General features: G+C 43.9%; 12 protein-coding genes and 1 other annotated feature. All 12 genes read right to left on the reverse strand.

Features of this window, described 5'->3' with window-relative positions; genetic code table 11:
* Window positions 1-57: 57 nt before the first annotated feature.
* On the reverse strand, window positions 58-3,657 hold the full coding sequence (gene rpoC / locus NYE23_RS20510) for a DNA-directed RNA polymerase subunit beta' (RefSeq protein WP_341080359.1): 3,600 nt from the start codon (window positions 3,655-3,657) through the stop codon (window positions 58-60).
* A 130-nt stretch (window positions 3,658-3,787) separates the two neighbouring features.
* A complete protein-coding gene (gene rpoB / locus NYE23_RS20515) occupies window positions 3,788-7,342 on the reverse strand; it encodes a DNA-directed RNA polymerase subunit beta (protein ID WP_341080361.1) in 3,555 nt (1,184 codons plus the stop codon).
* Between the two features lie 376 nt (window positions 7,343-7,718).
* Complete coding sequence (locus tag NYE23_RS20520; protein WP_341080364.1) at window positions 7,719-8,321, reverse strand: class I SAM-dependent methyltransferase; 603 nt, start codon at window positions 8,319-8,321, stop codon at window positions 7,719-7,721.
* A 170-nt stretch (window positions 8,322-8,491) separates the two neighbouring features.
* Window positions 8,492-8,857, reverse strand: a complete 366-nt coding sequence (gene rplL, locus NYE23_RS20525; RefSeq protein ID WP_048011525.1) for a 50S ribosomal protein L7/L12 — start codon at window positions 8,855-8,857, stop codon at window positions 8,492-8,494.
* A 57-nt stretch (window positions 8,858-8,914) separates the two neighbouring features.
* Window positions 8,915-9,415: a 50S ribosomal protein L10 gene (rplJ, locus tag NYE23_RS20530; RefSeq protein WP_048011526.1), complete on the reverse strand. Its 501-nt coding sequence runs from the start codon at window positions 9,413-9,415 to the stop codon at window positions 8,915-8,917.
* A 34-nt stretch (window positions 9,416-9,449) separates the two neighbouring features.
* Window positions 9,450-9,589: a sequence feature (ribosomal protein L10 leader region), on the reverse strand.
* Between the two features lie 175 nt (window positions 9,590-9,764).
* Window positions 9,765-10,508, reverse strand: a complete 744-nt coding sequence (gene rplA, locus NYE23_RS20535; protein ID WP_341080823.1) for a 50S ribosomal protein L1 — start codon at window positions 10,506-10,508, stop codon at window positions 9,765-9,767.
* A 113-nt stretch (window positions 10,509-10,621) separates the two neighbouring features.
* Window positions 10,622-11,047: a 50S ribosomal protein L11 gene (gene rplK / locus NYE23_RS20540; RefSeq protein ID WP_009336545.1), complete on the reverse strand. Its 426-nt coding sequence runs from the start codon at window positions 11,045-11,047 to the stop codon at window positions 10,622-10,624.
* Between the two features lie 211 nt (window positions 11,048-11,258).
* Window positions 11,259-11,792 carry a transcription termination/antitermination protein NusG gene (gene nusG / locus NYE23_RS20545; protein ID WP_035332317.1) on the reverse strand — a complete coding sequence of 178 codons (534 nt, stop codon included), beginning with the start codon at window positions 11,790-11,792 and terminating at the stop codon, window positions 11,259-11,261.
* 132 nt (window positions 11,793-11,924) lie between these two features.
* The gene (gene secE, locus NYE23_RS20550) at window positions 11,925-12,107 is read right to left on the reverse strand and encodes a preprotein translocase subunit SecE (protein WP_048011528.1); all 183 of its coding nucleotides are present in this window, start codon (window positions 12,105-12,107) and stop codon (window positions 11,925-11,927) included.
* A gap of 135 nt (window positions 12,108-12,242) precedes the next feature.
* A complete protein-coding gene (gene rpmG, locus NYE23_RS20555; protein WP_048011529.1) occupies window positions 12,243-12,386 on the reverse strand; it encodes a 50S ribosomal protein L33 in 144 nt (47 codons plus the stop codon).
* A 91-nt stretch (window positions 12,387-12,477) separates the two neighbouring features.
* Entirely contained in the window at window positions 12,478-13,134 is a 657-nt protein-coding gene (gene sigH / locus NYE23_RS20560; protein WP_009336536.1) for an RNA polymerase sporulation sigma factor SigH, read from the reverse strand.
* Window positions 13,135-13,204: 70 nt separating this feature from the next.
* Window positions 13,205-13,714 (reverse strand): NYN domain-containing protein, encoded by a 510-nt coding sequence (locus NYE23_RS20565; protein ID WP_035332323.1) that lies wholly within the window; start codon window positions 13,712-13,714, stop codon window positions 13,205-13,207.

Below are 13,714 nucleotides of genomic sequence, written 5' to 3' on the forward strand. Positions count from 1 at the left end.
TATTCACTATAAAATGCGGTACTTGCTGTCAAACAAGCAAGCACCGCAATGATTACATTATTCTACAGTAACAGTATCTTCAGCAGTTTCCTCGTTTGTATAAGGCTCTGCTCTTCTGTATCTCTGCATACCTGTTCCAGCAGGGACAAGCTTACCAATAATTACATTCTCTTTCAGGCCAAGCAGCTCATCGCGCTTGCCTTTGATCGCTGCATCGGTAAGAACTCTTGTTGTCTCCTGGAAGGATGCTGCTGATAAGAATGAGTCTGTTTCAAGAGATGCTTTTGTGATACCCAGCAGAACCGGACGTCCTGTTGCAGGCATTTTACCAGCAAGAAGGGCTTTTTCATTGGCATCTGTAAACTGATGGATATCAAGCAGTGTACCTGGAAGCACATCTGTTTCTGCCGCATCGATTACACGCACTTTGCGAAGCATCTGGCGGACCATTACCTCGATGTGCTTATCGCCGATTTCAACACCCTGCATGCGGTATACCTTCTGAACTTCACGCAGCAAGTATTCTTGAACAGCTGTTACATCTTTAACTTTAATTAACTCTTTAGGGTCAATAGAACCTTCAGTCAGTTCCTGTCCACGCACTACTTCATCGTTTACAGCTACTTTTAAGCGGGCTGTATAAGGTGCTGTGTAGGTCTTGGATTCAACTTCACCCTGAACAACAATCTCCTGCTGACGGTCGCGGCCTTCGTTGAGACCGACAACTACACCATCGATCTCTGAAATAACTGCCTGACCTTTAGGATTACGCGCTTCGAAAATTTCCTGGATACGCGGTAAACCTTGAGTGATATCGTCTCCTGCTACCCCGCCGGTATGGAAGGTACGCATCGTTAACTGTGTACCTGGTTCACCGATGGATTGGGCAGCGATAATACCCACTGCTTCACCAACTTCAACCTCTTGGCCGGTAGCTAAGTTACGGCCGTAGCACTTCTTACATACACCATGGCGGGTGTTGCAAGTGAATGCAGAGCGGATCCATACTTTTTCAATGCCGGCTGAAACAATTTCTACTGCAATATCTTCAGTGATCAATCCATTTTCAGGCACGATCACTTCATTTGTCTCAGGATGCTTGATATTTCTTCTTGCATAACGGCCAATCAGACGCTCTTCAAGCGCTTCAATGACTTCTGTGCCATCCTTGAGGGATGCGATAAGCAAGCCGCGGTCAGTTCCGCAATCGTCGTCACGTACGATGACATCCTGCGCAACATCAACAAGACGGCGAGTCAGATAACCTGAGTCAGCTGTTTTAAGAGCCGTATCGGCAAGACCTTTACGGGCACCGTGTGTGGAAATAAAGTACTCAAGTACTGTTAAACCTTCACGGAAACTCGATTTGATCGGTAATTCAATGATACGTCCAGCCGGGTTGGCCATCAATCCGCGCATACCCGCTAGCTGAGTGAAGTTGGACGCGTTACCACGGGCACCGGAGTCACTCATCATGAAGATCGGGTTGGATTTATCCAATGACTTCATTAATTTTGCCTGGATATTATCTTTCGCTGCACTCCAGATTGAAATAACACGATCATAACGCTCGTCTTCGGTAATAAGACCGCGTCTGAACTGTTTCATTACATTATCAACCTTGCTCTGTGCTTCCTGGATAATTTCCTGCTTCTCCCTTAATACTACGATATCAGCAACACCGACTGTGATACCGGCTTTTGTGGAGTGCCTGAATCCAAGGTTCTTCATGCGGTCAAGCATTTTAGACGTTTCTGTAATTTTGAAGCGTTTGAAGACTTCCGCAATAATGTTTCCAAGGATTTTTTTCTTAAATGGATCTACCAGCGGCATTTCCTTGATAACGGCAGCTACATCAGTAGCAGGCTCTACAAAATATTTCGCAGGAGTTTCAATCTCAAGGTTTTCTTTTGTAGGCTCGTTAATGTAAGGGAATGTCTCAGGCAGAATTTCGTTAAAAATAAGCTTACCAACCGTAGTTAATAATAGCTTTTTATTTTGTACTTCAGTGAAAGTTTGATTATTTAAGGATCCAGCATGGACAGCTACTCTTGTATGCAAGTGCACATATCCATTTTGATAAGCAAGCAGCGCTTCGCTTGTATCTTTAAAAATCATACCTTCGCCAACAGCGCCGGCTCTTTCAAGTGTCAGGTAGTAGTTACCTAATACCATATCCTGAGAAGGAGTAACAACTGGCTTACCGTCTTTCGGATTCAGGATGTTCTGTGCTGCCAGCATCAGCAAGCGGGCTTCTGCCTGTGCTTCAGCTGAAAGCGGCACGTGAACTGCCATTTGGTCACCGTCAAAGTCTGCGTTGTAAGCAGTACATACAAGCGGGTGAAGACGAATAGCGCGTCCTTCCACCAATGTCGGTTCGAATGCCTGAATGCCGAGTCTGTGAAGAGTTGGGGCACGGTTAAGCAATACAGGGTGCTCTTTAATAACACTTTCAAGAACATCCCAAACTTCCGGCTGTACTCTTTCAATTTTGCGTTTTGCAGATTTGATGTTGTGGGCTAAGCCCTTCTCCACCAATTCCTTCATAACGAATGGCTTGAATAATTCCAATGCCATTTCTTTTGGTAGTCCGCACTGGTACATTTTTAAGTTTGGTCCTACGACGATAACCGAACGTCCGGAATAGTCAACACGCTTACCAAGCAAGTTTTGGCGGAAGCGTCCTTGTTTCCCTTTCAGCATATGTGATAGGGATTTTAATGGGCGGTTTCCTGGTCCAGTTACCGGTCTTCCGCGGCGGCCGTTATCAATTAGCGCATCTACAGCTTCCTGAAGCATACGCTTTTCGTTCTGAACGATAATACTTGGAGCACCAAGGTCCAATAAACGCTTTAAACGGTTGTTGCGGTTGATTACACGGCGGTACAGATCATTTAGGTCGGAAGTGGCAAAACGCCCGCCATCCAGCTGTACCATCGGACGAAGCTCCGGAGGAATAACCGGAAGAACGTCGAGAATCATCCAGGACGGTTCATTTCCAGAACCACGGAAAGCTTCAAGAACTTCCAGGCGCTTGATTGCACGAGTGCGTCGCTGGCCCTGGGCAGTTTTAAGTTCCTCTTTAAGGGAATCTACTTCTTTATTGAGATCTATGTCAGAAAGAAGCTTCTTAATGGATTCAGCACCCATGGATGCCTGGAACTTGTTTCCGTACTTTTCACGGTATGCGCGGTATTCTTTTTCAGAAAGCAGCTGCTTCTTTTCAAGAGCCGTATCGCCAGGATCGGTTACAACATAAGAAGCGAAGTAAATAACTTCCTCAAGTGCACGCGGAGACATGTCCAGCACAAGACCCATACGGCTTGGGATGCCCTTGAAATACCAAATGTGGGATACAGGGGCTGCAAGTTCAATATGGCCCATTCTTTCACGGCGGACTTTCGCACGTGTTACTTCAACGCCGCATCGATCACAGACAACACCTTTGTATCGAACACGCTTATACTTACCACAGTGACATTCCCAGTCTTTCGTCGGTCCGAAAATGCGTTCGCAGAATAGACCGTCTTTTTCTGGTTTTAATGTACGATAGTTAATCGTTTCAGGCTTCTTAACTTCACCATGTGACCAAGAACGTATCTTATCCGGTGAAGCAAGACCTATTTTCATATACTCGAAATTGTTTACATCTAGCAAGGGGCCTACCTCCCTTTTGATCTCCGGGTTTTACCCTTATTGCTCAAACAGCAGCAAAGTGCCAATAATATCCCCAGCGGCATCCGCCGTGTGAGGCGGAGCGCCAAGGGATTAAGGAATTTATATGAAATTATTCTTTCGTAACTACTTGCTCTTCGTTTTGCGTTTCCGGAGCGATTGTCAATGATTCAGCCTGCTGAACTTCATCTTCATCTTCCAAGTCGCGCATTTCAATTTCTTCTTCATCGCCGGATAGGATCTTAACATCCATACCTAAACTTTGAAGTTCTTTGATCAGTACCTTGAATGATTCCGGTACACCTGGTTCAGGAACATTCTCGCCTTTGACGATTGATTCATAAGTCTTAACACGTCCAACCACGTCATCGGACTTAACTGTTAAGATTTCCTGAAGTGTATAAGCAGCACCATATGCTTCAAGTGCCCAAACCTCCATCTCACCGAAACGCTGTCCGCCGAACTGAGCTTTACCGCCCAATGGCTGCTGCGTAACAAGAGAGTAAGGTCCTGTTGAACGGGCATGAAGCTTATCGTCAACCATGTGCGCCAGTTTGATCATATACATGACACCGACTGATACACGGTTGTCGAATGGCTCGCCTGAACGTCCATCATAAAGGACAGTCTTCGCATCACGCGCCATGCCTGCTTCTTCGATCGTTGACCATACATCTTCCTCACGGGCACCATCGAATACAGGAGATGCAACATGAATGCCAAGAGCTCTGGCAGCCATACCAAGGTGAAGCTCAAGCACCTGTCCGATGTTCATACGCGATGGAACCCCAAGAGGGTTTAACATGATGTCTACTGGTGTGCCATCCGGCAGGTAAGGCATATCTTCTTCCGGTAAAATACGGGAGATAACACCTTTGTTACCGTGACGTCCGGCCATCTTGTCACCTTCAGAGATTTTACGCTTCTGAACGATATATACACGTACAAGCTGGTTAACACCTGGAGGAAGCTCGTCTCCGTCTTCCCTGTTAAACACTTTCACATCCAGTACAATACCGCCCCCGCCATGTGGCACACGAAGGGATGTATCACGGACTTCACGTGCTTTTTCACCAAAGATTGCGTGCAATAGCCTTTCTTCAGCCGTCAGTTCCGTTACCCCTTTAGGAGTTACTTTACCAACAAGAAGATCGCCATCTTTTACTTCCGCACCTGTGCGAATAATTCCGCGTTCGTCCAGGTTGCGCAGTGCATCTTCCCCAACGTTAGGGATATCTCTTGTGATCTCTTCAGGTCCAAGCTTTGTATCGCGTGATTCTGATTCATATTCTTCAATATGGATGGATGTATAAACATCATCTTTTACAAGGCGCTCACTCATGATGATCGCATCCTCGTAGTTATAGCCATCCCATGTCATGAACGCTACAAGAACGTTGCGTCCAAGAGCTAATTCACCAAGTTCCATGGAAGGACCGTCAGCAAGGATTTCTCCCTTTGTTACACGGTTGCCAACAGCGACGATAGGACGCTGGTTGTAGCAGGTTCCCTGGTTGGAACGGATGAATTTAAGCATTCTGTATTTATCAAGATCGCCTTTAACTTCCTGGCCATCTACATTTTGAATACGGCGAACCCAAACTTCGCGGGCTTCTACATGCTCAACAATTCCCTCATGCTTACAGATGACTGCAGCACCTGAGTCTTTACCTGAAACATATTCCATACCAGTTCCGACTCTTGGCGCTTCCGGCTGCATCAATGGCACAGCCTGACGCTGCATGTTCGCTCCCATCAGGGCACGGTTGGAGTCATCGTTTTCAAGGAATGGAATACATGCTGTCGCAGCAGATACTACCTGTTTCGGCGATACATCCATGTAGTCAACACGGTCACGTTTAACAACTGTATTCTCACCTTTGAAACGGGCAACTACTTCTTCGTCAAGGAATGAACCATCATCACCAAGAAGTGCATTCGCCTGGGCCACTACATAGTTATCCTCTTCATCGGCTGTCAGATAGTCGATGCGGGATGTAACTTTTCCGGTCTCAGGGTCGATTCGGCGGTATGGTGTTTCGATAAAGCCGAAGCGGTTTACCTTCGCAAATGAAGATAAGGAGTTAATCAGACCGATGTTTGGTCCCTCCGGCGTTTCAATCGGACACATACGGCCATAGTGAGAGTAGTGAACGTCACGGACCTCGAAGCCGGCACGTTCACGTGTCAGACCACCCGGCCCTAACGCTGAAAGACGGCGCTTGTGTGTAAGTTCAGCAAGCGGATTTGTCTGGTCCATGAACTGGGACAACTGAGAGCTTCCAAAGAACTCTTTAATTGACGCAATAACAGGACGGATATTAATCAGCTGCTGAGGTGTAATCGTATTTGTATCCTGGATGGACATTCTCTCGCGGACCACACGCTCCATACGGGATAAACCGATGCGGAACTGGTTCTGCAATAGTTCTCCGACTGAACGAAGACGTCTGTTTCCAAGATGGTCAATATCATCTGTATCTCCTACAGAATGCAGAAGGTTAAAGAAATAGCTGATCGATGCAATGATGTCAGAAGGTGAAATGTTTTTCACTGCTTCTTCCACATAGGCATTGCCGATAACATTGATGACCTTTTCGCCATCTTCATTAGGCGCGTAAATCTTAATAGACTGAAGCAATACTTCATCATCTACTACTCCGCCTAACAGGCTTACTGTTTTGAATCCGATATCCTTCTCAAGGTTAGGAAGAATGCGGTCTAATGTACGGCGGTCAAGTGTAACGCCTTTTTCCGCAATGATTTCGCCAGTTTCTGGATCCACAAGCGTTTCAGCCAGTTTTTGGCCAAACAGGCGGTTTTTAATATGAAGCTTCTTATTGATCTTATAGCGTCCAACATTCGCAAGGTCATAACGCTTTGGATCAAAGAATCTTGAGACAAGCAAGCTTTTCGCATTTTCGACCGTTGGCGGCTCGCCCGGACGAAGACGCTCATAAATTTCAAGGAGCGCTTTCTCTGTGCTTTCCGTATTGTCTTTTTCAAGCGTGTTGCGAATGTACTCGTTGTCTCCAATCAAATCGATGATCTCTTGATCAGAGCCGAACCCAAGTGCACGCAAAAGAACCGTAACGGGCAGTTTCCGAGTACGATCTATTCTGACGTATACGACGTCTTTGGCATCTGTTTCATACTCAAGCCATGCGCCGCGGTTCGGGATTACGGTTGCTGTATAGCCTTTTTTCCCGTTTTTATCAAGCTTTCCACTGAAGTATACGCTCGGAGAACGCACTAACTGGGATACAATGACACGTTCCGCTCCATTAATAACGAACGTACCTGTCTCTGTCATAAGCGGGAAGTCACCCATAAAGACATCCTGGTCTTTAACTTCGCCTGTTTCTTTGTTTACAAGACGCACTTTCACACGTAAAGGTGCAGAATATGTAACATCTCGTTCTTTCGATTCCTCAACGGAATATTTTGGTTCGCCAAGGCTGTAATCAATAAATTCAAGCGACAAATTACCAGTAAAGTCTTCAATCGGAGAAATATCATGGAACATTTCTCGTAAACCCTCATCAAGAAACCATTGATAAGAAGAGGTTTGGATTTCGATTAGATTTGGTAATTCTAAAACTTCACTGATTCGTGCGTAACTTCTACGTTGGCGGTGTCGTCCATACTGAACTAGTTGACCTGTCAACTGATTCACCCCTCAAATCAAGCGTTATTGTTGCTAATAGCAATTTATATCATCCTATAAGAAAAGCGATGAGCGCCTGCCTATCGGTTCAGGTATTAGCAACTGGATCCGATGGCGCACGAAGCCAGCCAGTAAAACTGGCCCAGAAGCCGGGCTTCTCCCCCAAAAAAGCACAGGGGCTTAAGCCAAACCTCCATTCTTATAAGACAAAAAGAAAAAGGGTTTTCACTTCAAAAACCACATTTTCACAATACGACTATTATTTTGTTAGCTTTCCCATTAAAACCAAATTTATACAACTATTAGATAAATTTAGTTATAAATAGAAATATAATATGTTGGCATTTTACAATACTATCATAGCAAAAAAGTCAAGTCAATCTTTTTTTGCTCTTAAAATAAAATAGCCTTTTTTCTTTTCTGCTGTCTCCACTTCACCGAATAACTCTGTCAGTTTATCGATTGCAGATGGCGCACCCTGTTTTTTCTGGATGACAACCCATAGCTCTCCGCCCGATATCAGAGCCTCAAAGCTTTGTTCAAAAATATCATGCACTATCTTTTTCCCGGCGCGGATTGGCGGGTTTGTCAGGATAGCCGCAAACTTATTGCCTTTCGTATTCTCAAGGCGGTCACTTTCATAGATTTGAACATTTTTTATGCCGTTCAATTCAGCATTTTCCTTTGCCAGGCCAAGGGCCCTCTCATTTACATCAACCATATGAACAGTCCGTTCCGGCATAAGCTTCGCTGCAGTCAGCCCGATTGGCCCATATCCGCAGCCGACATCGAGAATATTCCCATCAGCTTCCGGCTGTTCAAATGTCTCGAGTAATAATTTAGATCCAAAATCCACTTCACCCTTTGAAAAAACACCGTTGTCTGTTTTAAAGCGGAATGGGAATTCCTTTAGAGTATAGCTCCAGGTTTTAGGGCTGCTATCAACTTGCTGTGTTTTGGAATAGTAGTGTTCAGACATGAAATCACCTCCAGGAGTATATATATGAAGATAAAAGGAGAATCACAAATTAAGTGGTTTCGAAGGAATTATATAGGATTGCCCATTAAAAAGCAAAAAGTTAAAGGACAATGTATATTCGACTCCAAAACAAAAAGCCCGCTTAAGCAGCGGACTTTTCATAAAGGCTATTACTTAACTTCAACGCCAGCTCCAACTTCTTCAAGCTTAGCTTTAACTTCTTCAGCTTCTTCTTTAGAAACGCCTTCTTTAAGAGCTTTTGGAGTGTTATCAACAAGTTCTTTCGCTTCTTTAAGTCCAAGACCTGTGATTTCACGTACCACTTTGATAACTTTGATTTTTTGGTCGCCTGCAGAAGCAAGAACAACGTCAAATTCAGTTTGCTCTTCAGCAGCGCCACCAGCAGCAGCTCCGCCCATCATTGCTACTGGAGCAGCAGCAGTTACACCAAATTCTTCTTCAATAGCTTTTACTAAGTCGTTTAGTTCTAAAACAGTCATAGATTTAACTGCTTCAATGATTTGTTCTTTAGTCATGATTATGTTTCCTCCTTATTTTTGGTTTGAATCTATTAGTTTAACGCTAAAATTAACTTACGCGCCTTGTTCTTCTTTTTGATCTGCAACAGCTTTTGCAGCAAGAGCAAGATTGCGGATAGGTGCTTGAAGTACGCTGAGTAGCATAGAAAGCAAGCCTTCGCGTGATGGTAGTTCAGCAAGAGCTTTGACATCTTCTACTGAAGCGATATTTCCTTCGATTACACCTGCTTTAATTTCAAGTGCTTCATGCTTTTTCGCGAAATCATTAAGGATTTTCGCTGGAGCAACTACATCTTCTGTGCTGAACGCGATTGCGTTAGGTCCAGTTAAAGACTCGTTTAAACCGGAAAGTTCAGCAGCTTCAGCAGCACGGCGAGTCATTGAATTCTTGTATACTTTGAATTCCACGCCAGCTTCACGAAGCTGTTTACGAAGTTCAGTAACTTCAGCAACAGTAAGACCACGATAGTCAACAACAACTGTTGATAAACTTGATTTAAGCTTATCAGCAATTTCGTCTACGATTTGTTTCTTTTGTTCGATAATGCTGCTCATCCTTACACCTCCTGTAGAATTTTCTACATTCATACCGTTCAATAAAAAACCTCCACGACTTTGCAGACATGGAGGAAGTATACAATAGCAAGAAAAAGCAATTCTATCGTAATACCTCGGCAGGAAATTAAGCAATTAAGCACCTGCTGTCTACGGCACAAATGTTATTATATTTTAACAACAAAATACATATTACAGCATGTATTTTAGAATGTCAATTGTTATTATTGTCCAGCTTCAGCGCCTAGCCCCTCGAGGTCATAAGCCAATCCTCCCGGAAAGGTAAAGAACACCTTTCAGTGAGGCTCGTCTTATGCTTGTCGGGGCTGGGCAAGGCGCTTACGCTTTTCTATTTCACTGCAACAGATGAAGGATCTACTTTAACGCCAGGTCCCATTGTAGAAGTAACAGAAACGTTCTTCATGTAAGTTCCTTTAGCAGCAGCAGGCTTCACTTTCATCATTGTGTCGAAAATTGTGTTGAAGTTTTCAACAAGCTTTTCGTCTTCGAAAGATACTTTACCGATTGGCACGTGGATGTTACCAGCTTTGTCAACACGGTATTCAACTTTACCTGCTTTGATTTCGTTAACTGCTTTTTGAACGTCAAAAGTAACTGTGCCAGTCTTAGGGTTTGGCATTAAGCCTTTAGGTCCTAATACGCGGCCAAGTTTACCAACTTCACCCATCATGTCAGGTGTAGCAACGATTACATCAAAGTCGAACCAGCCTTGGCTGATTTTGTTGATGTATTCAGAATCGCCTACGAAATCTGCTCCAACAGCTTCTGCTTCTTTCGCTTTTTCACCCTTAGCGAATACAAGAACGCGCTGAGTTTTACCAGTTCCGTTTGGAAGAACAACTGCTCCACGGATTTGCTGGTCAGCTTTCTTAGGGTCAACTCCAAGGCGGAATGCTACCTCAACAGTTGCATCAAATTTTGCAAAATTAGTTTTCTTCGTAAGTTCAATTGCTTCAGCAATCGGGTAAGCTTTTGAAGAATCAACAAGCTTCACAGCTTCAGCGTACTTCTTACCTTTTTTAGCCATTTTTATTTCCTCCTTGATTGTGGTTTTAGCGGAATAACCTCCCACGCTTAAAAGCGGAGGCGCCTCGGTCGAAGGCGCCTGCGCTTGACAGAACAAAGGTTGCGAGTGAACCAAATTCAACGTCGCAACCTCATCCCTTAATCTGCTTCATACATGGATCAGTCTTCGATAACGATACCCATGCTGCGTGCAGTACCTTCAACCATACGCATTGCAGCTTCTACGCTTGCAGCGTTTAGATCAGGCATCTTTGTTTCAGCAATCTCGCGTACCTTGTCACGCTTGACTGTTGCTACTTTATTACGGTTCGGTTCACCAGAACCAGACTCGATTCCAGCCGCTTTCTTAAGAAGAACTGCAGCAGGAGGAGTTTTCGTAATAAATGTAAATGAACGGTCTTCAAAAACCGTGATTTCAACAGGAATGATTAAGCCAGCTTGTTCAGCTGTGCGAGCGTTAAATTCCTTACAGAATCCCATGATGTTAACACCTGCTTGACCTAGTGCCGGTCCTACCGGTGGTGCAGGGTTCGCTTTACCTGCAGGGATTTGCAGCTTTACAAGTTTGATTACTTTTTTAGCCACGAGACACACCTCCTTAAAGTCCGTGATGTGGTAATAGGGAAAGTTCCCTCCCACTCAACTTATAGTCTTTATATTAAGATAAAGAACTTTTAACTACTGTCCAGTCTCTTTGTCCGAGACATACTGACCTTTGAAATATTATCACTTTTCAAAGCCAATTTCAAGTTTTTTTACAAAGATATATAAAAGTACTTTCACAGAAGGCTGATTCTTACAGTTTTTCAATCTGTGAAAAATCAAGTTCAACCGGCGTGTCACGGCCAAACATGTTCACAAGCACTTTAATCTTCGCCTTATCTTTATCAATATCTTCAATGGAGCCTGTGAAGTTCGCAAACGGACCTTCTTTCACCTTAACGGTTTCGCCGATCTCAAAGTTGATATCAAAGCGGGCTTCTTCAACACCCATATGCTTAAGAATATGAGTAACTTCCTCAGGCAATAGCGGAGTCGGCTTTGAGCCTGAACCTGCCGAACCTACAAATCCGGTTACACCCGGAGTATTTCTTACTACATACCATGAATCATCTGTCATAACGATTTCTACGAGTACATAACCAGGGAAGACCTTGCGCTTCACTACTTTTTTCTTGCCGTTCTTCAATTCTGTTTCTTCTTCTTCCGGGACTACCACCCGGAATATTTTATCTTGCATACCCATTGATTCAACACGCTTCTCCAGATTGGCTTTCACTTTATTTTCATAGCCGGAGTACGTATGAACAACATACCAATTCTTTTCCATTCACGAGGACTTGTTCGTCCTTCCCTCCCTGTATTCAACAATTTATAATTTTTCTCCAAATTAAAAAACCCGTTTCCGGGCTTTGCAAATGTTTCCTGTGTTATTCTCCATTATACCATGGAAACTCAGGGGTTATTCAAGAATTATACGAATCAATTCAGAAATTCCCAGGTCAATCACTGCAAAAAACAGAGCGAAGAACGTAACTGTAGCAAGAACGGTAACAGTATAGCTTGTCAGCTCTTTGCGTTTAGGCCAGCTGACCTTTCTCATTTCCCGGCCAACTTCACGGAAAAAATTCACGATGCGCTGCATTTCGTAACCCCCAACTTTCAAAAGATATATCCTTTAACAAGAAGCGAAAGCGGCTTCAAATCAGACCGATCTTCCAATCTGCATAAAACAGCTCAGCTTCAGTCTATTAAAAGAACAAACTTCTTATCTATATAATCACTTTGTTTCTTTATGGATCGTATGAGCACTGCATGTGCTGCAGAATTTTTTCAATTCCAGCCGTACAGCATCATTTTTGCCCGCAGTGGAATAATTCCTGGAACCACATACAGAGCATGCCAAAATTACTTTTTTCGTCATATTTCCACCTACTAACGCCCTTAAAACTTTAACACGCACCCTAAAACATGTCAATAACTGCAAAAAAAAGCATGGTGTTAGGAAATTTTGTCTACAGGGAAAATTCGCGCACTTCCAGATATCTTTCCAGCTTTCTTTTCACCCGCTGAAGAGCATTGTCAATCGATTTAACATGGCGGTTCAGTTCTTCGGAAATTTCCTGATAGGACTGCCCATCCAAATAAAGAGCAAGCACCTTGCGTTCAAGGTCACTCAAAAGCTCAGACATTTTCACTTCAATATGATCAAATTCTTCCTGGTTGATAATCAGCTCTTCAGGGTCCATAACCTTCGCCCCGGAGATAACATCCATAAGCGTTCTGTCCGATTCCTCATCATAAATGGGCTTGTCCAGAGACACATATGAGTTCAGCGGAATATGCTTTTGGCGGGTCGCCGTCTTAATGGCGGTTATGATTTGCCTGGTGATGCACAGCTCGGCAAACGCTTTAAATGAAGACAGCTTGTCCTCTTTAAAGTCGCGGATCGCCTTGTATAAGCCAATCATTCCCTCTTGTACAATATCTTCTTTATCTGCGCCAATCAAAAAATAGGATCTTGCTTTTGCCCGGACAAAGTTGCGGTACTTATGAATCAGATAATCCAGAGCCTCACTCTCGCCCTTATGAACGAGCTCCACTATTTCTTCGTCCTCAAGCTGGATAAAGTCTATAAGATTTTCGTCGATTGTCTTGAAGTCAGCACTCACTAGGATCCCCCCGACCGTACAAGCATGGTTAGAAACATTATACAGCACGGTTTTTTCAAGCGTCAACCGCTCATTGGCCCCCTCTGCGCCATTTTTCAAAAATTTCTGCCACTTCATCACTGAGAGGTATCTTGGAAACTGGCTTTTTCTCCTGAATTTTTTTTACTTTTTTTTCAATGCTGCTTTCAATCAAATTCATTTCATTCAGCAGCTCCCTCGCTGATTTTCTTAACGCCCCCTGGCCAAATATGACCCATTGCTCTGTGAAATCGGAGGTTGCCACATGAATTTGGGTTTTAATATTGCTGAGATCGATAGCCAGTTTTTCGATGCGTTCGTCGGCCGTTTCATTATTCCGCGTGAAAATAACTTCGATCTTTGAATTCTTAAACTTTTTTTCCGTGCCCTTTACATAGTGGGCATCAAACACGACAATCACTCTGTACCCGGAATATCCCTGGTACTCGGCCATTTTTTCGATCAGACGGTCTCTGGCTGATGATAAATCCTTGTTTTTGAGCTCCCTGAGTTCTGGCCAAGCACCAATTATGTTGTATCCGTCAACAAGAAGGATGTCCAT

Origin of the sequence: Cytobacillus sp. FSL H8-0458 (genome assembly GCF_038002165.1) — a bacterium.
GTDB lineage: Bacteria > Bacillota > Bacilli > Bacillales > Cytobacillaceae > Cytobacillus.